The organism is Streptomyces sp. AK08-02, from assembly GCF_033795085.1.
In the GTDB taxonomy this organism is placed as follows: domain Bacteria; phylum Actinomycetota; class Actinomycetes; order Streptomycetales; family Streptomycetaceae; genus Streptomyces; species Streptomyces echiniscabiei.
On sequence record NZ_JARAZV010000001.1, the window covers coordinates 402,968 to 424,622 of the forward strand.

The 21,655-nt window shown below is 72.0% G+C and carries 13 protein-coding genes; 6 read left to right on the forward strand and 7 right to left on the reverse strand.

Annotated features, from left to right (window positions below; genetic code table 11):
• Window positions 1-3 precede the first annotated feature (3 nt).
• The 5 genes from PV734_RS01805 to PV734_RS01825 all read left to right on the forward strand — a co-directional run bounded on the left by PV734_RS01805 (window position 4) and on the right by PV734_RS01825 (window position 4,820).
• A complete protein-coding gene (locus PV734_RS01805) occupies window positions 4-621 on the forward strand; it encodes a DUF2064 domain-containing protein (protein ID WP_319091698.1) in 618 nt (205 codons plus the stop codon).
• Entirely contained in the window at window positions 618-1,445 is an 828-nt protein-coding gene (locus PV734_RS01810) for a class I SAM-dependent methyltransferase (protein WP_319288575.1), read from the forward strand. Before PV734_RS01805 ends, PV734_RS01810 begins: the two co-directional genes overlap by 4 nt.
• Window positions 1,442-2,836, forward strand: a complete 1,395-nt coding sequence (locus tag PV734_RS01815) for a hypothetical protein (RefSeq protein ID WP_319288576.1) — start codon at window positions 1,442-1,444, stop codon at window positions 2,834-2,836. Before PV734_RS01810 ends, PV734_RS01815 begins: the two co-directional genes overlap by 4 nt.
• 179 nt (window positions 2,837-3,015) lie before the next feature.
• Complete coding sequence (locus tag PV734_RS01820) at window positions 3,016-3,705, forward strand: response regulator transcription factor (protein WP_319091701.1); 690 nt, start codon at window positions 3,016-3,018, stop codon at window positions 3,703-3,705.
• Between the two features lie 2 nt (window positions 3,706-3,707).
• Entirely contained in the window at window positions 3,708-4,820 is a 1,113-nt protein-coding gene (locus tag PV734_RS01825) for a HAMP domain-containing sensor histidine kinase (protein ID WP_319092020.1), read from the forward strand.
• Between the two features lie 54 nt (window positions 4,821-4,874).
• Here the strand turns inward: PV734_RS01825 and PV734_RS01830 are convergent, their stop codons facing one another.
• The gene (locus tag PV734_RS01830) at window positions 4,875-5,912 is read right to left on the reverse strand and encodes a LacI family DNA-binding transcriptional regulator (RefSeq protein WP_319091702.1); all 1,038 of its coding nucleotides are present in this window, start codon (window positions 5,910-5,912) and stop codon (window positions 4,875-4,877) included.
• Window positions 5,913-6,241: 329 nt separating this feature from the next.
• Between PV734_RS01830 and PV734_RS45755 the strand changes: the two genes are divergently transcribed.
• Window positions 6,242-6,769, forward strand: a complete 528-nt coding sequence (locus tag PV734_RS45755) for a LacI family DNA-binding transcriptional regulator (protein ID WP_415924136.1) — start codon at window positions 6,242-6,244, stop codon at window positions 6,767-6,769.
• Here the strand turns inward: PV734_RS45755 and PV734_RS01840 are convergent.
• From PV734_RS01840 to PV734_RS01865, 6 genes are all read right to left on the reverse strand, one after another.
• Entirely contained in the window at window positions 6,762-9,449 is a 2,688-nt protein-coding gene (locus PV734_RS01840; protein WP_415924137.1) for an amino acid adenylation domain-containing protein, read from the reverse strand. The two genes, PV734_RS45755 and PV734_RS01840, sit on opposite strands and share 8 nt — an antisense overlap.
• Before the next feature lie 43 nt (window positions 9,450-9,492).
• Window positions 9,493-10,317: an SDR family oxidoreductase gene (locus tag PV734_RS01845; protein ID WP_319288577.1), complete on the reverse strand. Its 825-nt coding sequence runs from the start codon at window positions 10,315-10,317 to the stop codon at window positions 9,493-9,495.
• Between the two features lie 35 nt (window positions 10,318-10,352).
• Complete coding sequence (locus PV734_RS01850) at window positions 10,353-11,060, reverse strand: thioesterase II family protein (protein ID WP_319091705.1); 708 nt, start codon at window positions 11,058-11,060, stop codon at window positions 10,353-10,355.
• 69 nt (window positions 11,061-11,129) lie between these two features.
• The gene (locus PV734_RS01855; RefSeq protein ID WP_319288578.1) at window positions 11,130-11,342 is read right to left on the reverse strand and encodes an MbtH family protein; all 213 of its coding nucleotides are present in this window, start codon (window positions 11,340-11,342) and stop codon (window positions 11,130-11,132) included.
• A complete protein-coding gene (locus PV734_RS01860) occupies window positions 11,339-15,301 on the reverse strand; it encodes an amino acid adenylation domain-containing protein (protein ID WP_319091707.1) in 3,963 nt (1,320 codons plus the stop codon). The genes PV734_RS01855 and PV734_RS01860 overlap by 4 nt, the downstream gene beginning before the upstream one ends.
• A 51-nt stretch (window positions 15,302-15,352) precedes the next feature.
• Window positions 15,353-21,649 carry a non-ribosomal peptide synthetase gene (locus PV734_RS01865; RefSeq protein WP_319288579.1) on the reverse strand — a complete coding sequence of 2,099 codons (6,297 nt, stop codon included), beginning with the start codon at window positions 21,647-21,649 and terminating at the stop codon, window positions 15,353-15,355.
• Window positions 21,650-21,655: the final 6 nt, after the last annotated feature.

A 21,655-nucleotide genomic window follows, 5' to 3' on the forward strand; every position in this document is an offset into this window, starting at 1 on the left:
CCCATGACCACACTCCTCGTCATCGCCAAGGAGCCGCGGCCGGGCCGGGTCAAGACCCGGCTCACTCCGCCCTTCACACCCCGGGAAGCGGCGGCGCTCGCCGAGGCCGCGCTCGTGGACACCCTGCGGACAGTCGCGGCCACCCCCGCCCGGCGCCGCGTACTGGTGTTCGACGGCGTTCCGGGCCCCTGGTTGCCGCCCGGATTCGACGTCGTCCCGCAGTGCGCGGGAGGTCTGGACGAGCGCCTGGCCGACGCCTTCGCCGGTTGCGACGGACCCGCGCTGCTCATCGGCATGGACACCCCGCAGGTGACGTCCGCACTGCTCACCGTGGACTTCGCCGACTGCGACGCGTACGTCGGCCCGGCCGAGGACGGCGGCTTCTGGGCACTCGGTCTCGCCCGCCCCGACCCCGAACTGCTGCGGGGCGTGCCGATGTCGACACCCACGACAGGTGCCGTACAGCGTGAGCGGCTCGTCATGGCGGGCCTGCGGGTGCGCGACCTGCCGTGCCTCCGGGACGTGGACACCGCGCGCGACGCGGAGGCGGTCGCCGCGTCGGCCCCGCACAGCCGGTTCGCCGCCGAGCTGGGGCGGTTCCGGGTGACCGCCGGCCGATGAGCACCGCACACGAGATCACCTCGCCCAGGACGATCGGCGCGGACTGTCCCACGCCTGTCACGCTGCCAGGCACCCCGCGCCCCTGGTCCGCCGACCCGTACTCCGAGGCCCTGGTCACCGGCAGGGGCCCGCTTTTCCTGCGCCGGTCCGACGGCTGGCTGCTGCCGCTGGAAGTGGAACGCTGGTGCGCCGGAGCCGACGCGGCCGACATGAGGGTTCTGGACCACTGTGAAGGGGCCGTACTCGATGTCGGTTGCGGGCCGGGACGGCTTGTCGCCGAACTCGCCTCCCGTGGCCTGCCCGCCCTCGGCGTCGACATCAGCGAAGCCGCCGTCACCCGCACCGTGCGGCTCGGCGGTCAGGCTCTGCGCCGCTCCGTCTTCGAACCGCTCCCCGCCGAAGGACGCTGGGACACCGTCCTGCTCATCGACGGCAACATCGGCATCGGTGGCGATCCGGACGCCCTTCTGCGGCGGATGTCCCAACTCCTCGGCCCTGGCGGCCTCCTGATCACCGAGACCGCCCCCGACAGCGAGACCGGCGAACGCGTCACCGTCCAGGTCGTCCGTCTCACCGCCGGCGCTCACGGGTCCGCCGGGCCATCCTTCCCCTGGGCCCGCCTCGGCACCCCGGCCCTCCTCCGGCTCGCGACGCGGGCCGGCTGGCACCCGGAGCGCCAGTGGACGACCGGCGGCCGCTCCTTCGTCGCCCTGCGCAACCCCGGATGCCGAGGCGACCGCAGCGGCCGAAGGGGGGCCACCACTGTGATCAGCAGTCGGCAGGACCGGAACCCGTCGCCGGGCAGGATGGTGGCAGAGAGATGAAAACGGCTCTCCGCCCTGGCTCAGCCCCACCGACCGGTGTGAACCGCGATCATCTCCGGGACCTGTACACGGTCCTGACCGCAGCCCTGCTCGTCACGACGGCCGCTGTGATCGGGACCGCCGTCGAGCACCGATACGGCACCCTTCATGTCAGCTTCCCGCCCCTCTACGGCCACTGGGAGCCGCACCTCGGCCCCGGCACCCCCGCCGCGTTCATCGTGGCCGTCACCGTCGTCGCGTACGGGCCGCTCCTCGGCGCCCGACTGCCCTGGCGCGCCCTGCTGATCACCGTCTACGGCACCGCAACGGCGTGGACGTTCTCGCTCGCCCTGGTCGACGGCTGGCAGCGCGGCGTCGCCCGGAGACTGACGACCAAGTACGAGTACCTGCAGGTCATCGGCCCCGTCAACCGCTTCCAGGACATCCACGCCGCACTGAGGGACTTCACTCACCACATCCTGATCCACTCACCCGGGGCCTGGCCCGCGCACGTCGCCGGACATCCCCCCGGGGCCACCCTCACCTTCGTCCTCCTCGACCGGATCGGGCTCGGCGGCGGGGCCTGGGCGGGCGTCTGGTGCATCACCGTCGGCGCGTCGGCGGCCGTGGCGGTCCTCGTCACCGTGCGCGTCCTGTGCGGCGAGGAACTCGCGCGCCGGGCGGCCCCCTTCCTGGCCCTGGCCCCGGCAGCCGTGTGGATGGGCACCTCCGCGGACGGCTACTTCGCGGCCGTCGCCGCCTGGGCCCTCGCCTTCCTCGCCCTCGCGGTGACCGGGCACCGACCGCGGTCGGCGGGCCTCGCCTCCGGGCTCCTCCTCGGCCTCACCGCGTATCTCTCGTACGGCCTGACACTGTTCGCCGTGATCGCCGCCTGCGTCGTACTGCTCGGCTCCCGACGGCTGCGCCCGCTCCCGTACGTCCTCGCCGGACTCGTGGTCGTCCCGGCCGCCTTCACTTTCGCCGGCTTCAACTGGTGGGAGGCCTACCACCTGCTCGTCACCCGCTATTTCGAGGGGGCCGGCGGGGTCCGTCCGTACGGCTACTGGGTGTGGGCGAACCTCGCGTGCACGGTACTGCTGGTGGGACCGGCGACGGTCGCGGGCCTGCGGAGAGCCGGCGCGGCGCCGGTACGCGAGGTGCTCCGCGGGCTCCCGCGCGCGAGCGTCGACACCCCCGGATCCCGGCTCGCCGTGCTCGTGTTCGCCGCGCTGCTCGCCCTCCTCGCCGCCGACCTCTCCGGCATGAGCAAGGCGGAGACAGAGCGCATCTGGCTGCCGTTCGCACTCTGGCTGCTCCCGGCATGCGCGTTCCTGACCCGCCCCCGCGTCTGGCTCGCCGCCCAGGCCACCCTCGCCCTGCTCCTCAACCACCTGCTGCTGACGGGGTGGTGACAACGGGCGGTGATGCCCGCTCGATCGAGCCCCACGGACAGCGGAGCCAGGTTCTTACGAAACGCGGACGTCAGGACGGCCGCGCCGCCGGGAAGCGGGGCCGGTGGGAAACTGGAGGCATGCAGCAGTCGCACGAATCCGCAGGTTCCGAGCTTGCCCCACGTGGACGTGGAGGCGCGATGCGTGTGCTCGTCGTGGACGACGATCCGACGGTCGCCGAGGTCGTCTCCGGCTATCTCGACCGTGCCGGGTACGACGTGGACCGGGCCGGGGACGGGCCGTCGGCGCTCGTGCGGGCCGCCGCCCACCGGCCGGACCTGGTGGTGCTCGACCTGATGCTGCCCGGCATGGACGGCCTGGAGGTGTGCCGCCGTATCCGGGCCCGCGGGCCCGTGCCGGTCATCATGCTCACCGCCCGCGGCGACGAGGGCGACCGGATCCTGGGCCTCGAAGTGGGTGCCGACGACTACGTCACGAAGCCCTTCAGCCCTCGTGAGCTGGTGCTGCGGGTCGAGTCGGTACTGCGCCGGTCCCGGCCCGCCACAGCGGCGCACCCGGTACAGGGGGCAGGTATCACCGTCGACCCGGCCGCCCGGCGCGCCACCAAGAACGGCGTCGAACTCGGCCTCACGCTCCGCGAGTTCGACCTGCTCGCCTTTTTCCTGCGCAACCACGGGCGTGCCTACAGCCGAGAGGAACTGATGCGTGAGGTGTGGGGCTGGGACTTCGGTGACCTGTCCACCGTCACCGTCCATGTACGTCGGCTGCGGGGCAAGGTGGAGGACGACCCGGCCAGGCCGCAGCTGATCCAGACGGTGTGGGGAGTGGGCTACCGCTTCGACGCCACCCCGTTCGAGGAGGCGGTGTGAGCATGCGCGACTTCCTGCTGATCGCCCTGTTCGCCTTTCTCGGCGCTGTCGCGGCCGGGCTGCTCGGGGCGGGCGTGCTGTGGCTGATCAGGCGACGCTCGCTGACCATGTCCCTCGCCGTGGTCGCGGCCGTGGCCGTGACGGCCATGCTCGCGGGCACACTGTCCGTGGCGAGGGCCATGTTCCTGTCCACGCACGACCTGACCGTCGTCACCATGGTCGTCGCGATGGCGGCGGTCGTCTCCCTGGCCACCGCCCTGCTGCTCGGCCGGTGGGTCGTCGCCGGCAGCAGGGCACTCACCGCCGCTGCCCGTTCCTTCGGCGACGGCGGCCACTTCGCGGCTCCCCATGGCTCGGCGAACGCCGAACTCGCCGCGCTGAGCCGGGAGTTGGCCAGCACCAGTGCGAAGCTCGCCACGTCCCGCGACCGTGAGCGGGCGCTGGAGACATCGAGGCGTGAGCTGGTCGCGTGGATCTCGCACGACCTGCGCACCCCACTCGCGGGACTGCGCGCCATGTCCGAGGCCCTGGAGGACGGCGTCGCCGCCGACCCCCAGCGCTACCTCCGCCAGATGCGCACCGAGGTCGAACGTCTCAACGACATGGTCGGGGACCTCTTCGAACTCTCCCGCATCCACGCCGGGGCGCTCGCCCTCTCGCCTTCGCGCATCTCCATGTACGACCTGGTCGGCGACGCCCTCGCCGGAGCGGACGCCCTCGCCCGAGAGCACGGCGTGTGGCTGATCGGCGATCGCATCGAGCCGGTGCCGGTCGAGGTGGACGGCAAGGAGATGAGCCGGGTGCTGAGCAATCTGCTGGTCAACGCGATCCGCCGGACACCCTCGGACGGTACGGTCGCGGTCGCCGCCGAGCGTTCCCCGGACGGTGTCGTCGTGTCCGTCACCGACGGCTGCGGGGGCATCCCGGACGACGATCTGCCCAGGGTCTTCGACACCGGCTGGCGCGGCACGCATGCCCGTACCCCTCCGGCCGGCGCCGGGCTCGGCCTCGCCATCGTCCGGGGCATCGTCGAGGCACACCGTGGACAGGCCGCCGTGCGCAACGTACCCGGCGGCTGCCGCTTCGAGGTGACCCTTCCCCTGGCCGAGGCCTGATCCGGCGCGGCCGAGCTTCCGTACGCGTCCGGGCCCACTGTGCGGGGCGACGGGTTATGCCGGTGGGTGGCCTGTGGTGCGGCGTGGGACGAGGGTGGGGGTGAGGGTGATCTGTTCGGTGGGTTTGTTGGGGTTGGTGAGGCGTTCGAGGAGAAGGCGGGCGGCGTTGTCGCCGATCTGGTGGCCTGCTTGGTCGATGCTGGTGAGGGAGATGGGGCCGAGGGCGGCGTAGGTGGTGTTGTCGTAGCCGGCGACGGAGATGTCGTGGGGGGCGGTGAGGCCGGCTTCGTTGAGTGCTTCGAGGACGCCCATGGCGACGATGTCGGCGCCGGCGAAGATGGCGGTGGGGGTGTGGGGGCGGGTGAGGAGTTCGCGGGTGCCTTGGTAGCCGCCTTGTTGGGTGTAGGTGGTGGAGATGATGTCGATGTGTTCGGTGAGTCCGTGGGCGTGCATGGCTTGTCGGTAGCCGTCGGCGCGTTGGGCGTTGGGCATTTCGGCGAGGCGGGTGGGGTCGGTTTCGTGGTGCTCGATGTGGGCGATGCGGCGGTGGCCGAGGGTGGTGAGGTGGTGGACGGTGAGGGTGGCGCCGTGGATGTCGTCGTTGGTGACGGTGTCGTAGAGGGGGGATGTTCCGTGGCGGCCGACGACGGTGGTGGGGACGCGGGAGGCGATGTGTTCGAGGTGGGTGCGGGGTGAGACGGGGGCGATGAGGAGGAGGCCGTCCATACCGCGGTCGAGCATGGCTTCGGTGACGCGTGCTTCTTCTTTTTCGCCGTTGCAGCCGGGGCCGAGGAGGACCTGGTATTCGGTGTCGCGCAGGCGGTGGGTGATGCCGTCGAGGACATCGGGGAAGAAGGGGTTGCGGATGTCGGGGAGCATGACGCCGATGGTGTAGGTCTGGCCGCGCAGTCCTCTGGCGCCGGCGTGGGGCCGGTAGCCGAGTTCGTCCATGGCGCGTCGTACCTTGACGCGCATTTCGGGGCTGGCTCCGTAGGCGTTGCGCAGCACTTTGGACACCGCGGTGGTGGACACCTGGGCGTGGCGTGCGACATCGACGATCGTGACGCGGCGGCGTCGAACTGGTGGCTCCATCCGATTCCTTCTCCCTGGGAACGGCTGTCGCCGAGTCTACGGACGTACCTCCCGTTCGCCGGACGCCTCGTCACGACCGCGCGAGGCCACCGCTGTGACGACCCCTGAGGCCGGCGGCGGTGTCGGGCGAACCAGACGTCCGCGCGCACTTGGCGCTGTTGCGGCTCAGCAGGCGGCGCCGAGTCTGTCGTGGAGGGCCTTTCGTGAAACGTGCCACAAAGGGATCGCCCGGAACACCGAGGTCAACCGGCGGAGCCGTCAAGCCATCTGCGAGTAACGTTCCGGAGGCGCCGAAGTGGGTGGCGCACGACAGCGGAGGCGGGGATCCCATGCCATCAGCGGGCGGCTCGAAAAGGGCGACCATCGCCGACGTCGCGCGTAGCGCGGGAGTGTCGACCTCCGCCGTGTCGAAGGTGCTGACCAACGCCTATGGCGTGAGCCCGGCGATGCGTGAGCGGGTGCGCGCCGCGATGGCCGAACTCGACTATCGTCCGTACGCCGCCGCCCGCGGCATGCGGGGCCGTGCCTACACGATCGGCGTGCTGCTCGCGAGCATCCGCAACGCCTTCTACGCCGACCTGCTGGATAGTGTGGACGCGACGCTGCGGAACGGATGCGCAACCGCTACGCCGCCCAGGTCACCGACCCCGCCTCCTGCACACTGTGGGAGCTGTGGACCAAGGCAGAGGGCACCGACAACCACGCGTGGAACGGCGGCACGCTGTACGCCCTGTCCGCCTACGCGGCCGGCGTACGACCCACCAAGCCCGGCTGGACGCCGTACGACGCTGCGGACCCGGGCCGAGGGTGCCACCCCCCTGCACCGTCTCCAGGTCGCGGAGATCAGCGTCAGGTAGTCAAGCGGCGGAACGGGCCGGCGGACGCCACGAGGTTCGCGGCCGTCGCCCGGACCGTCGGGTGGCGGTACAACTCCCGCAGGCGCGGGGCCGGCAGACCCCGGGCGCGCAGGGCGGCGCCGATACGGACCGCGAACAGGGAGTTGCCGCCCAGTTCGAAGAAGTCGTCGTCCGGACCGACCGGTACGCCCAGGACCTCGCTCCAGATGACCGTCAGGGTTGCGGTGAGGTCGTCGGGAGAGGAGACGACAGGGCCTGCGCTCGGCTCTTCCCGTGCCCGGTGGGCCGCCGGCGCGGGGAGCCGTGCCGCGTCCAGCTTGCCGTTGGGGGTCAGGGGGAGTGCGTCCAGCGCGCTGACCGTGGCCGGGAGCATGTACTCGGGCAGGATTCCGGCGGCCCGCTCTCTGACCGCGCCCGGATCGGCCTCCGGCGACAGGACCACGTACGCGTCGATCCTGGCGGTGGCGGCGTCGGCCGGGTCCGCACGGCGTACCAGGACGGCCGCCGTGCGCACGGCGGGATCCTCCAGCAGAACGGAGCGGATCTCGTCGAGCTCGACGCGGAAGCCGCGGATCTTCACCTGGCTGTCGATCCGCCCGAGGTGTTCGAGCCGTCCGTCGGGGCGAAGCCGCCCGAGGTCACCGCTGCGGTACATCACCCCGTCGGTGAAGGGATCCGGAACGAATCGTCGGCGCGTCAACTCCTCCTGGCCCAGGTAGCCGAGCGCCACCCCCGCACCGCCGACGCAGACCTCACCGGCCACTCCCGGCGGCAGCAGCCGTCCGGCCGGGTCGAGCACGTAGAGGTGCCAGCCGGGCAGGGCGGGTCCGACGGAACGGGTGCCGGTCAGAGCCAGTCTCCGGGTGAGGGTCTGCTCGGTGACGTGGACGGTGGTCTCCGTGATGCCGAACATGTTCACCACCCGGCAGCGCCGCTCGGGATGCCGGTCGAACCAGGGCAACAGCATGCGCGCGTCCAGCGGCTCACCGCCGAATACGACGAGCCGCACCGCCACGTCGCCGTGATCGACGTCCAGGAGCTGGGCGAAGGCCGACGGGGTCTGGCTGAGGACGGTGACCTGCTCGGCGACGAGGAGATCGCGGAAGCTGTCCGGCTCGCGGGAGACCGAGTACGGCACCACGACCAGCCGTCCGCCGGTCAGCAGACAGCCCCAGATCTCCCACACCGAGAAATCGAAGGAAGCGGAGTGGAACCACGTCCACACATCCGCCTCGCCGAACCCGTACTCGTCGCGGGTCGCGTCGACCAGGGCGACCACGTTGCGGTGCGGTACGACGACGCCCTTGGGGCGGCCGGTCGAGCCGGACGTGTGGATGACGTAGGCGGCGTCGTCGGGCGAAGGGGACGGAAGGTCCGCGTTCCGCTCCGGGGGCCGGTCGTCCGCCAGTTCGTCCGGCGTCACCCGTACACGGTCCGCCTCCGCCGGGAACTCCGGGAGCCGGGTGATCACCACGCCCAACTCCGCGTCCCGTGCCGTGTAAGCGAGCCGGTCCGCCGGGTAGGCGGGGTCCAGGGGGACATAGGTCGCGCCGGCCTTCAGCACGGCGAGGAGAACGACGACGAGTTCGGCGGAACGCTCCAGACATACGCCCACCCGGTCGCCGCCGACCACCCCGCGCGCCCGCAGCCCTGCTGCCAACAGGTCGGCCCGCGCGCCGAGTTCGCGGTATGTCAGGACGCTGGGGCCGTCGGTCAGCGCGACGCGGTCCGGCGACGCCGCCACGATCCTGTCGAGTCCGGCGGGCACGCTCGCGGGGGTTGTCGCGGTGGCCGGCGGGCGGGACGGGCGGCCGAGTGCCGCAATGCGGAGGCGCTCCGCCTCGTCGAGCAGTTCGACATCGTCCGGCGGTGTGTGCGGAAGGTTCAGGACCTGCCCGTGTACGTGCACGAGGTGCCGTACGAACTGTGCGGCGATCTCCGCCGAGAAGTGGCTGCCCAGATAGTCGCAGCGCAGCCGCGGGCCGCCCGAGTCCCGGAAGACGGAGACCGTGAGCGCGAAGGGCGGCGCGAGGCACGGCACGTACTGGGCCTCGGCCCTGCCCGTCGCTTCCCCTTCCCCTTGCCCTTCCGTGTCCCTTTCTCCCTCCCACTCGCCCGTGTCCCGCGTGGCGAAGAGCAGGCCCGTGAGGGCGGGGCCCGTCGCGGGGGAGGGCTTCGACTCGCCGAGCGTGGCGGCCTGTTCGACGGTGAGGCCGCCGTGATCCGTGCCGATGACCGGCGGGACATCGGGGTCGTAGCGGCGCAGGGTGACGGCCAACGCGGTGAGCCAGCTCGCCTCGTCACCTTCCCGTCCTTCCTCCCTGCCCTGCCCTTCCTGGGTCAGGGCGACGGAGAAGCCGGCGGCGGGACCGTCGTCGCCCAGGCCCCAGGAGGGAGGGGACGCGGTCGGCGGCCGGTCAACGGGCGTACGGTCGTGGCCGCCGCGTCGGCTCACCACAATCAGGTCGGACACGCCGTCGGCGTAACGGAGCAGGACCCTGCGTATGTCATCTGCCGGACGGGCGAGTTCGATGGCCCGGCGGCGCTCGGCGAGGGGGTCCGTGGCCGGAACGGGCACGTCCTCGATCCACAGTTCCCGATCGCCGACGGACTCCGGGAAGCGGGCGGACCGGACGCGGATCGCGTGGCAGCGGGTGGGATCGGGCGGTGAGGCGTTCACGGGCCGTACTACTCCTTGATGCTCGAGGGAGTCGGAGTCGGAGTCAGCGGATGCTGAAGCCGCCGTCCACGGTCAGGACCGTGCCGGTGATCTGTCGGGACTCGTCGGAGGCGAGGAAGACGATCGCGGCGGCGACGTCCTCGGGTTCGATCAGCGCGTTCATGGGCTGCGCCTCGACGAAGGTCTTCTCGTGCTCGTGGACCGGCACTTCGAGTGCCCTGGCGATCTCGGCGAGCATCCGGCCCTCGGCCTGCGCGTCGTCGCGCACCGATCCCGGGCAGACGGCGTTCACGCGTACCTTGGTCGGCGCGTAGTCGAGGGCGGCGGCCTTGGTGAGGCCGACGACGGCGTGTTTGGCGGCGACGTAGCCGGCGAAGTGCCGGTAGCCGACGAGTCCGGCCGTGGAGGCGACGTTCACGATGCTGCCGGCGCGCCGGGCGCTCATCGCCCTGCCGACCTCGCGGATCACCCGCCAGGCTCCGGAGAGGTCCACGTCGATCATCAGGGACCACTCGTCCTCGTCGATCTCGTGCACCGGTCTGCCGGAGGGCGCGGCGATGCCCGCGTTGTTGACGGCGACGTCGATGCGGCCGAACCGGTCCTCGGCCCGCGCCACGGCCTCCCGTACGGCGAGCAGGTCGCGGATGTCGGCCGCCGCGGTGAGGACGGCGGCGCCCACCTCGCGGCACAGGTCGGCGGTGTGCTCCAACTGGCTCGGCGTGCCCAGCGGGTAGGGCACGCCGGACAGGTCGGCGCAGATGTCGAGCAGCGTGAGGTCGGCGCCCTCGGCGGCACAGGCGACCGCGGTGGCCCTGCCGAGCCCACGGGCGGCACCGGTGACGAGAACCGACTTTCCGTGCAGACGCATCAGGAACTCCTTCAGGGAGCAGGCTTCGAGGCGAACTACGAGGCGAGCTTCGACGCGATGACATGGACGAGGGCGGGCGCGGCCTCCGTCAGGTACATGTGGCCGCCGGGGAGCTCGACATACGTGAAGTCTCGGGCGGTCGTCTTGCTCCAGGACACGGCGTCGTCGTGGCCGACCAGCTCGTCGTCCCGGCCCCGGACGACCGTGAGGGGCAGATCCAGGGGGAGTTCGGTCGACGGGGTGTGGTTCTCGTGCATCTCCACGTCCGCGCGCAGAGCGGGGAGCAGCAGCTCGCGCATCTCCGGGTCGTCGAAGGCGGGGTGGCGGTAGCCCGCGAACTCGCCGACGCGGGCGAGGAATTCGTCGTCGGACAGCCCGGTGGCCCTCCCCGCACGGCCCCGGCCGGGCGCAGGAGACCCGCTGACGAACAGGTGGACCGGCTCGACGCCGGGCTCGGCGGCCAGCCGGTGGCCGAGTTCGTACGCGAGCACGGCGCCGAGGCTGTGCCCGAAGAGGGCTACCCGGCCGCCCTCGTCGCCGAGGCGCTCCCGCAGTTGGCCGAGGAGCCCGTCGACGGCCCGGTGGACGTCTCGGTACGGCTCCTCGTCGATCAGCCTTTCCCGGCCCGGGAGTTGCAGCGCCACGATTTCCAACTCGGCGCCTGCCAGGGCGGTCCAGGGCCGGTAGAACGAGGCGCCGGCTCCTGCGTACGGCAGGCACACCAGCTTGGTCGTGTCACGCATGGTCGTCGATCTCTCCGTGTTCGTCGTTCCTCGCGGCGTTGCTCGCGCTGTTCTTCGTGTCGTGCGTGCTCACTGCCCCATGGCCTCGATGAGGCTCTTGGGGCGCATGTCGGTCCAGTGCTCGCCGACGTAGTCCACGCAGGCCTGGCGGCTCGCCCGGCCGTGGACGACGGTCCAGCCGGCCGGGACGTCGGCGAACGCGGGCCACAGGGAGTGCTGGTGCTCGTCGTTCACCAGCACGAGGTGCTCGATGCTGTCGTCGTCGAAGGGGTTGGTGCTCATGTCGGGTTCCTCCTGAGGTGGCTGTCCAGTACCGGCCCGATGCGGTCCAGGGCCGCGGGCCGGGTCAACTCCCCGTGGGTGCAGGGGACATCGTGGTTGTCGATGCGGCCCGAGATGTACGGCCGCCAGGCGCCGTAGCGGTCGGGGACCGCGTCCGGATCCTGTGCGGCGGTGAAGAACAGCAGGTCACCGTCGTACGACGTGGGGGCGAACTCGCCGAGCAGGCGCCGGTTGTTGGCCGTCACGTCGACGAGGGCGGCCAGTTCGGCGTCGTCGAGACTGCCCGGCATGTCGGCCACCCGACGGACCAGCGCTGCGAACCGCGCGTCGGTGAGCGGCTCGTCGGCCTTGCACTCGTCCTCGTTCACGGGCGCCTCTCGGCCCAGGATGCCGAGGAGGCTGCGCAGCAGTGCCGGACGGTCGGACGGGGCGGGGCCCTGCGAGGTCCAGGCCCCGGGAAAGGCGTCGAGCAGCGCGAGCAGTGCCACCTGTTCGCCGGCCGCCCGGAGACCGACCGCCACCTCGTACGCGACGAGACCGCCCATGGAGTAGCCGAGCAGGTGGTACGGGCCGTGCCGCTGGAGTTCGCGAATGCGGGCGGTGTGCTCGGCGACCACCTCGGCGAGGGTGCCGGCCGGTTCCTGGCCCGGGAGCAGGCCACGGGACTGCAGTCCGTACAGCGGGCGGTCCGGGGCGATATGGCGGGCGAGTCCGGCGAACCCCCATGACAGGCCGGAGGCCGGCGGCAGACAGAAGAGAGGCTCGCGACGGCCTCGGGTACGGAGTGGGAGCAGCGGGCCCAGCGGAGCCGCGCCGGTGTCCACGTTCTGGTCGCCGTCTCCCGCCCGGCGGGCCAGTGCCGCCACGGTCGGGGTGTCGAAGAGAACGCGCAGGGGCAGGTCGGTGCCGAGTTCGACACGGATGCGTGAGGTGAGACGGGGCGCCAGCAGGGAGTGGCCGCCGAGGTCGAAGAAGCTGTCGTGGACGCCGACCCTGGCCGGGTCGAGACCGAGGACCTCGGCGAAGATCTCGCGCAGTGACTCCTCCGTGCCGGTACGTGGAGCCGCCTTGGCGCCGTGGGGCGTCGCGTCGGGGGCGGGCAGTGCCCTGCGGTCGAGCTTGCCGCTGGCGGTACGGGGGAGGGCCGCGACCGCGACGAAAGCCGAGGGGACCATATGGGTGGGGAGTGTGCCGGCGAGGTGGTCGCGCAGGTCGTCGGTCGACACGGCCCCGCCTTCCGGTTCCTCGCCCGGAGGCGGTCCTTCGGCGGGGACGACGTACGCGACGAGTCGCTTTCCGCCGCGGCCGTCCTCCCGTACCGCCGCTGCCGCACCGGCGACGGCCGGATGGGCGGCGAGTACGGCCTCGATCTCGCCCAGTTCGATACGGAAGCCCCGGACCTTCACCTGGTGGTCGGCCCTGCCCAGGAAACGCAGCTGCCGGTCCGGGCCACGTACGGCGAGGTCGCCCGTCCGGTACAGGCGTTCCCCCGGCTCGCCGAACGGGTCGGCGACGAACCGTTCGGCGGTGAGAGCGGCCCTGCCGAGGTAGCCGCGGGCAGGTCCGCCGCCCGCGATGTACACCTCGCCGACGGCTCCGTCGGGAACGGGGTGCAGGGCGTGATCGAGCAGCAGGACCCGGTTACGGGCCAGGGGGTGTCCGATGGGCGGTGCGGAGCCGTCGCCCGGGTGCGGGTCCGACTGCCAGGCGGTGGCGTAGATCGTCGCCTCGGTGGGGCCGTAGAAGTTGACCAGCCGCACCCCGGGAAAGGCGGCCTCGACGGCGGCGCGGAGCCGCCCGGGAATCGGTTCACCACCGAGGGCCACCGTGTGCGGCGAGACAGCGGGTCGTTCCGCGAGCACACCGGCCATGACCGTGGGTACACCGCTGATCAGGCCGACGTCGCGAGGAGTGCCGTCGGTGAGCGCGAGGAGGTTCTCGACGATCTCGACGCGACCGCCGCACAGCAGGGGCGAGAAGATCTCGAACACCGACACGTCGAAGTTGAGAGAGGTCGAGAAAAGCACCTTGGCCAGCCGGTCGTGCCCGAACTCGCGGTGCGTCCACTCGACGAACTCGACCGCGTTGCGGTGCGTGGCCAGGACACCCTTGGGGCGGCCCGTGGAACCGGAGGTGTAGGTGATGTAGGCGAGGTTCTCCGGCCGCAACTCGGCCTTGGAACATACTTTCTGAGTGGTGATCAGTGCACTGCCGATGTCGAGCCTCGGGGTGTCCTTGGGCAGCGCTCCGGTCGTCTCCGTTGTCGTGAGGACGACGACGGGACGGGCGTCGTCGACGATGTAGGCGAGGCGGTCGGCCGGGTAGGCGGGGTCGAGGGGGAGATAGGCGGCGCCTGACTTGAGCACCGCGAGGACTGCGACGACCAGTTCGGCGGTGCGGGGGAGCGCGATGCCCACGACCTGCTCGGGTCCCGCACCGAGGGCGGTGAGGCGGTCGGCCAGCCGCTCGGCCCGGGCGTCCAGTTCGCGGTACGTGAGCCGGGTGTCCCGGTCGAGTACGGCGTCGGCGTCCGGGGTGGCCGCGACCTGGGCCGACCACAGACCGGGCAGGGTGTGGGCCGCGGCGGGCGGGAGCCGGACCGGCCGGGGGAGTTCACCGGGCGCCAGCATGCCGAGGCGCCCTTGCGGGAGGTCCGGGTCGGCGGCCATGGCCTCCAGGACCCTCACCAGCCGGGCGAGCGTGGCGTCGGCCCATCCGGCGTCGAACGGCCCGGGGTGGTAGGCCAGCCGGAAGCGGGGCCGGTCTCCGGGGACGGCGACGAGGGTCACCGGGTAGTGGGTCGCGTCGCGCCCGCTCGATCCGGTGACCCGGAGCCGACTGCCGCCGCCCGAATCGACGTCGCCGGTCGCCTCGGGCTCCATCGGGTAGTTCTCGAAGACGAGGAGGGTGTCGAACAGCTCCGGAACGCCGGCCGCCCGCTGGATGTCGGCCAGCCCGAGATGGTGGTGGTCGAGGAGGTGGACGTACGTGTCCCGGACGTCGTGGAGCAGCCGGCCGAGGGAGTCCGCCGGGCGCAGCCGGACCCGGGTCGGGACGGTGTTGATGAACAGGCCGACCATGGACTCGACGCCGGGCAGCTCGGGCGGCCGGCCGGAGACGGTGGTGCCGAAGACGACGTCGTCGCGGCCGGTCAGCCGGCCCAGGAGGAGAGCCCAGGCGGACTGGACCAGGGTGTTGACGGTGACGCCGAGGCTCCGGGCGCGTGCCGTGAGGGCCGCCCCGGTCTCCGCCGACAGTTCGGTGCGGGCCTGCACCGGGACCATGGCCTCCGAAGCGGTGCTCGACGGGGTGTCCGGGGCCAGCCGGGTCGACTCCGTCACGTCGGCCAGCGCCTCCCGCCAGGCGATCTCGGCGGCGGCACGGTCGCGGCGTTCCAGCCACTGGAGGAACGCGCGGTACGGCGGGGCGGGGGCGAGCACCGCCGGGTCGTTGTCGGCGGCGTACAGGTCGAGCAGTTCCCGTAGGAGCACGGAGACCGACCAGCCGTCGAGCAGGATGTGGTGGTGGGTGATGAGTAGCCGATGGCGGCCGGCTCCGGTGCGGACCAGGGTGCAGCGGAGAAGGGGTGGGGTGGCCGGGTCGAAGCCCCGCCGCCGGTCGTCGTCCAGAAGGGCGTTCCACGCCTTCTCGCAGTCGGTGTCCGGCCCGGACACGTCGGCTTCCGCCCACGGCAGCGTCGCCCGGTGCGGGACGACCTGCACCGGCCGGCCGCCCCTGCGTCGCCGGAAGGCGGCCCGCAGGTTCGGGTGGCGGTCCAGCAGCGCCTGGCCGGCGGCGCGGAGGCGTACGGGGTCCACCGGGCCTTCGAGTTCGAAGACCAGCTGGACGACGTACACGTCTGGGGCGTCCCGTTCGTGCTCGTACAGGGCGTGGAAGAGCAGCCCCTCCTGGAGCGGGGTCAGGGGGAGTACGTCGGCCAGCGCGGGCTGCTGCGTCATGTCGTCTTCTCGTCTCGCTGTCTCTTCCGAACTTCTCGGGCCTTTCGGGGGTCAGTCGTCGAGACCCGCCGCCAACTCGTCGAGCTCGTCGAGGGACAGACCCGCGACCGCCATGCCGGACCCGGCGCCGGCGCTGTCGCCGGTCCGCGACACGAGTGCCGTGAGGGCGGTGAACCAGGACTCGGCCAGCGCCCGCACCTCGGGTTCGGTCAGTACGCCGTCGGGCCACGACCAGTCGGCCAGCAGGTGCGGTCCGGTGCCCGTGTCGTGGACGACCGCGTTGACGTCGAGGATGTGGGCGGCGGCGAGGCCCGGGTCGGTGCCGGAGCCGAGTGCCGACGACTCGGGGGCGAAGGCCCATGGCTCGGCACCGGTGGTGGCGGGCGCCGTGAACCGGCCCAGGTAGTTGAAGCCGATGGACGGAGCGGGTGCCTTCGCCAACTCGGCTGCCGTGTCCGGGTTGAGGTGGCGCAGGAGGCCGTAACCCGCGCCGTGGTCGGGCAGTTCGCGCAGCTGTCCGGTGACCCGGCGGGTGGCCAGGTCGGCGGCGGGTCCGCCTGCCAGCGCGTCGGCCACGTCCACATCAGCCAGATCCAGGTGGACCGGGTAGAGCGAGGTGAACCAGCCTACGGTGCGGGACAGTTCGAGCCCGGGAACCAGTTCCTCACGTCCGTGGCCCTCGACGTCGAGGACGACGTGCTGGGTGCCCTGGTGGTCGGCGACGGCCAGCGCGAGACCGGTCAGCAGGACGTCCTGGACACCGGAGCGGAAGGCGGCCGGGACGGTCGTGAGGAGGGCGCCGGTGGTGTTGGCCGGCAGGGTCAGCCGCAGCGAGCGGGTCGTCGCGGCGGTGTCCCGGTCGGGGTCGAGCGGACGCGTGCCCAGCGGGGCGCGCGGTGCGTCCGCGACACCGTGCCACAACTCGGCCTCGGCGGCCCTCGACGGAGTACGTGCCTGCTCACCCAGCACCATGGCCCAGCGACGGAACGACGTGCCGACAGCGGGCAGTTCGGGACGCCGGTCCGCCGCGACAGCCGTCCAGGACGCCTCCAGGTCGGGGACGAGGACGCGCCAGGAGACACCGTCCACGGCCAGATGATGGACGACCAGCAGCAGTCGCCCCGGCCGGTCCGGGCCGGCGTCGAACCACACGGCCCGCACCATCGCGCCCGCTGCCGGATCGAGCAGACCCACGACCCGGTCGAATTCCTCGGCCACGACCGTGTGCAGGTCGTCCACGGCGGAGACGTCCCGGCGGTCGAGCAGTTCGGCGGCGCGGACGGTGCCGACGGCACGTACGTCGAGCACCGGGTCGGCACTCGCCTCAGAGTCGGTGTCGAGGTGGGCTCGCAGCATGTCGTGGTGGTCGAACAGGGACTGCAAGGCAGCGGCCAGGTGCGTCAGGCCGGCCGCCGGCGGGACCGTCAGCAGGACGGACTGGCTGAAGCGGCCGATCGGGCCGCCGCGTTCGAGCAGCCACCGCATGACGGGCGTGAGCGGGACCGAACCTGTTCCGTCGCCGGGGATGTGGCCGAGGGCCGGGCCGTCGTCAGCGGCGGTCGCGCCGCCGACCGGACCGCGCGCCACCGCCGCCAACTCCTTCACCGTCTGGTGCTTGAAGACGTCCCGTGCGCTGATCACGACCCCGGCCTCGGCCGCCCGGCTCACCAACCGGATTGAGGAGATGCTGTCGCCGCCGAGGGCGAAGAAGTCCTCGTCGAGCGGGACTTCGGGGAGGCTGAGCAGTTCCCGGAAGAGCGCGGCGAGGACGCGCTCGGCAGGGGTCGCGGGCTCCTGCCCACCGGTCACCGCTGTCGTCGTGGCCTCGGCCTCCGGCAGCGCCGTGCCGACGGGCGCCCGGAAGAGGACGTCGTCCCCGAGGAGGTCCACGTCCTCGACGCGCAGGCCGGGGTCGGCGGCGACGGCGGTCAGCAGGCGCACCAGGACCCGGGTGAGCCGCTCGACCGTGGCCGGGTCGAACAGATCGGTGCTGTACTCGGCGATGCCGTCGATGCCCGCAGGGCTGCCGTCGGTGTCGCGACGCTCGCTCAGATAGAGGGAGAGGTCGAAGCGGGCGGCGCCGGTCTCCACGGGTTCGCGGGTCACGTCCAGTCCGGGCAGTGAGAGGCCGGGGTGCGCGGAGTGACCGGTGAAGGCGATCACTACCTGGAAGAGGGGGTGGCGGGCCAGGGTGCGTTCCGGGCTGAGGGCGTCCACGAGGAGGTCGAACGGCACGTCCTGGTGGGCGTAGGCGGCGAGGTCGAACTCCCGTACCCGGTCCAGCAGTTCGCGGAAGGTGGGGTTGCCCGAGGTGTCGGTGCGCAGGGTGAGACTGTTGACGAAGAAGCCGACCAGGTCGTCCAGTCCTCCGTCGGGGCGTCCCGCGACCGGGGTGCCGAGGGTGATGTCGGTGCCCGAACCGAGCCGGGTCAGCAGCGCGGCGAGCCCGGCCTGAAGCACCATGAAGAGGGTGACCCTGGAGGAGGCGGCCAGTTCGGCGAGCCCGGCGTGCAGCTCCGCGTCGATGGTGAGGGCGGCCCGGTCGCCGTCGCCACTGGGTTCGGCGCGCCTCGGACGGTCGGCCGGAAGCGGCAACTCACCGGGAGCACCCGCCAAGGCCGCCCGCCAGAATTCGATATGACGGCTCATCAGGCTGTCGGGCACGGCTGCGAGGCCCAACAGATCGCGCTGCCACTGCGCGAAGTCGGCATACTGGACCGGCAGTTGCCGAAACTCCGGTAGGCGCTCGGTGCTTCGCGCCGCGTAGGCGGTCTCCAGGTCGCGCATCAACGGTGCCATGGACCAGCCGTCGACAGCGATGTGGTGGGCGAGCAGCAGCAGGACGTGTGTGTCGGTGTCGAGCGTGTACAGGGTGGCACGCAGGGGGAGTTCGGACGACAGATCGAAGCGATGTCTGGCGGCGGCGGTGAGCAGTGCCGGGAGTTCGGCCTCGTCGGTCGCCAGCACGGCGAGATCCGGTCGGCCCGCCTCAGGGTCGAGGACGCGCTGGTACGGGGAGCCCTGGAAGTCGGGGTAGACCGTACGGAGCGGTTCATGGCGTGCCACGAGGTCGGCGAGGGCCGCCCGCAGTGCCGACAGGTCGAGTGGACCCGTGAGACGCAGGGCCCAGGGGACGGTGTACGTGCTGTTGCCCGCGTCGAGGCGGCTCATGAACCACAGGCGCTGCTGGGCGTACGACAGCGGGATCGGGTCGTGGCCTCTTTCGCGCGGGGCGAGTTCGGGGCGTCGTTCGGTGTCCTCGGCGTTCAGGCGCTCGGCCAGTGAGGCCGGAGTCGGTGCCTCGAAGACCGCGCGGACGGGCAGCGCGGTGCCGAGCGTGCCCCTGATCCGGTCGGTCAGCCGCATGGCGAGCAGGGAGTCGCCGCCGAGGTCGAAGAACCCGTCGTCCGTGCCCACCCGGTGCGTGGCCACGCCGAGGACGTCGCTGAAGAGACCGCACAGGATCTCCTCCTGCGGGGTGCGCGGGGCACGGCCCCCACCGGACGACGTCACCGGCTCGGGCAGGGCGGCCCGGTCCAGTTTGCCGTTCGCGGTCAACGGCAGTCGGTCCAGGACCACCACAGCACTGGGCACCATGTGCTCGGGGAGTGTGCGTCCCGCGTGGCGGCGCAGGGTGTCCGCGTCCAGGGCGGCGCCGCCCACGACGTAGCCGACCAGCCGCCCGTCCCGTTCGACGACGACGGCCTCGGTGACCTCGGGACGGTCGGCCAACGCCGCCGCCACCTCACCGAGTTCGATGCGGAACCCGCGGATCTTGACCTGGTCGTCGGCCCGGCCCATGTACTCCAGTTCGCCGTCCGCCGAACGGCGTGCCAGGTCGCCTGTGCGGTACATGCGCTCCCCGGGGTTCCCGAAGGGATCGGCCACGAACCGTCCCGCCGTCAGCCCGGGCCGGCCCAGGTAGCCGCGAGCCAGGCCCGCCCCGGCGACGTACAACTCACCGGTGACACCCGGCGGTACGAGCCGCAGCCCGGCGTCCAGCACGTACGCGCGCAGGTCGGGGACGGGGTGTCCGATCGAGCCCTGGGCGGCCCGTTCCGCGCCCTTGGTCAGCGGCAGGCCGGTGACATGCACCGTCGTCTCGGTGATGCCGTACATGTTGACCAGGACGGGTGCGTCCTGGGGATGCCGGGTGTACCACTCGGTGACCCGGGCGAAGTCGAGTGCCTCACCGCCGAACACGATGTAACGCAGGGCGAGTTCACGCCCCAGCTCTGGCAGGGCGGCGTCGGCGCGCAGGAGTTGGCCGAAGGCCGACGGCGTCTGGTTCAGCACGGTGACGTGTTCCTGGACGAGCAGCCGCAGGAATTCCTCGGGTTCACGGCTGACCGTGAACGGCACGACCACCAGCGTGCCGCCGTGCAGCAACGCGCCCCACAGTTCCCACACGGAGAAGTCGAAGGCGTACGAGTGGAACAGCGTCCACACGTCGTCCGGCCCGAAGTCGAACCAGTGCCGGGTGGACCGGAAGAGCCGAACGACGTTGGAGTGCGGCACCGGGACACCTTTGGGGCGGCCGGTCGAGCCCGACGTGTAGATGACGTAGGCCGCGCAGGCGGGGTCCGGGGGCGGCAACCTCGGTGCGGACGACGGGTAGTTGACCGACTCGGCCACCGTGACCACGGGTACGTCACCCGTCCGCGGTTCCGTCGCCGCGCCGTCCGCAGCCAGCAGCAGCACCGGGTCGGCGTCCGCCAGCATGAACGCCAGCCGCTCCGCCGGGTACTCGGGGTCCATCGGCAGATAGGCGGCACCTGTCTTCAGTACTGCCAGTACCGCCACCACGAGGTCGGGGGTGCGGGGCAGGGCCAGGGCGACCAACCGCTCAGGACCGGCGCCCCTTTCGGCGAGCAGGTGTGCCAGGCGGTTGGACCGCGCGTCCAGTTCGGCGTAGGTGAGACGGGTCTCCTCGTGCACGACGGCCGTGGCGTCGGGAGTGCGGGCGGCCTGTTCGGCGAACAGCCCGGGAAGGGTGGCGGCCGCCGGTCCGGCCTCGGAGGCCGGTCGGGCCAGGAGGCGTTCGCGCTCCTCCGGCAGGAGTGCCTCCACCTCGCGGATGGGACGTGCCGGGTCTGCCGCCAGGGCTCCCAGCACCAGGGCGAAACGGTCCGACAGGGCGCGGGCGCCCGTCTCGTCGTACAGGTCGGGCCGGTACGACAGGCGCAGGGCGAGCCGGCGTCCGGGGAGGACGGAGAGGGTGAGCGGGTAGTGGGTGGCGTCACGGGCCGTGAGCCGGGTGACCTCGGACGCGCCCTTGGCGGCGGACGCGGGGTAGTTCTCGAACGCCAGCAGGGTGTCGAAGAGGTCACCCGTGCCGGTGGCGCGCCGGATGTCCGCGAGGCCGAGATACTGGTGAGGCAGCAGCTCCGTCTGTCGGCTCCGGAGGCCGGTGAGGAGCTCGGCGATGCTGTCCGCCTCGTCCCAACAGACCCGGGTGGGGACAGTGTTGATGCAGAAGCCGACCATCGAGGCCACGTTCGGCAGTTCGGGCGGGCGGACGGTGACTGTCTGGCCGAAGACCACGTCGCAACGCCCGGTCAACCGGCCCAGCAACAGGCCCCAGGCCCCCTGGACAAGGGTGTTGAGGGTGACACCCAGCGAGCGTGCCGTCGTGTCCGCGCGGGCGGTGAGCTCCTCGGGCAGCTCCACCACGAGTTCGCGGGGGAGGACGGGCGTGGCGGGGGCGGCGGGGCTCAGGAGGGTGGGCCCGGTCACCCCGGACAGGACGCCCTGCCAGGCCCGTTCGGCGGCGGTGCGGTCCTGCCGGGCCAGCCAGGCGAGGTAGTCGCGGTACGGCGGTACGGTCGGGAGCGCGGTCGGGTGCTCGCCCGCGTACAGTGCGCTGAACTCACGGACCAGCAACTGCTTGGACCAGCCGTCGAGCAGGATGTGGTGGTTGGTGATCACCAGCCGGTAGCGGTCGGGGGCCCACCGGACGAGCAGATGGCGCAGGAGCGGCGGCTGAGACAGGTCGAATCGCCGGGTGCGCTCCTCGTCGAGCAGCCGCTCCCACGCCGTGTCCCGGCCGGGCTCGTCATGCGCCGACAAGTCGGCCTCGGACCAAGGGAGTTCGACGTCCGTGGGCACGATCTGAAACGGCTGTCCGGCCTCCCGGCGGCGGAAACAGGCACGCAGGTTCGGGTGTCGGTCCAGCAGGGCCTGCCCGGCGGCCCGTATGGCGGCGGGGGCGACGTCGCCCGTCAGTTCCAGGACCTGCTGGGCGGCGTAGACGTCGGGGCTGCGGTCGTCGTCGTACAGGGCGTGGAAGAGCAACCCCTCCTGCAACGGGGACAGGGGCAGGATGTCGGAGATTCCGGACCGGCTCACCGTGGG

Coding starts and splice junctions, on each gene's coding strand:
- PV734_RS01810 (WP_319288575.1), top strand. CDS start 618: ATGAGCACCGCACACGAGATCACCTCGCCCAGGACGATCGGCGCGGAC.
- PV734_RS01805 (WP_319091698.1), top strand. CDS start 4: ATGACCACACTCCTCGTCATCGCCAAGGAGCCGCGGCCGGGCCGGGTC.
- PV734_RS01815 (WP_319288576.1), top strand. CDS start 1,442: ATGAAAACGGCTCTCCGCCCTGGCTCAGCCCCACCGACCGGTGTGAAC.
- PV734_RS01825 (WP_319092020.1), top strand. CDS start 3,708: ATGCGCGACTTCCTGCTGATCGCCCTGTTCGCCTTTCTCGGCGCTGTC.
- PV734_RS01845 (WP_319288577.1), bottom strand. CDS start 10,317: ATGCGTCTGCACGGAAAGTCGGTTCTCGTCACCGGTGCCGCCCGTGGG.
- PV734_RS01850 (WP_319091705.1), bottom strand. CDS start 11,060: ATGCGTGACACGACCAAGCTGGTGTGCCTGCCGTACGCAGGAGCCGGC.
- PV734_RS01855 (WP_319288578.1), bottom strand. CDS start 11,342: ATGAGCACCAACCCCTTCGACGACGACAGCATCGAGCACCTCGTGCTG.
- PV734_RS01860 (WP_319091707.1), bottom strand. CDS start 15,301: ATGACGCAGCAGCCCGCGCTGGCCGACGTACTCCCCCTGACCCCGCTC.
- PV734_RS01830 (WP_319091702.1), bottom strand. CDS start 5,912: ATGGAGCCACCAGTTCGACGCCGCCGCGTCACGATCGTCGATGTCGCA.
- PV734_RS45755 (WP_415924136.1), top strand. CDS start 6,242: ATGCCATCAGCGGGCGGCTCGAAAAGGGCGACCATCGCCGACGTCGCG.
- PV734_RS01820 (WP_319091701.1), top strand. CDS start 3,016: ATGCGTGTGCTCGTCGTGGACGACGATCCGACGGTCGCCGAGGTCGTC.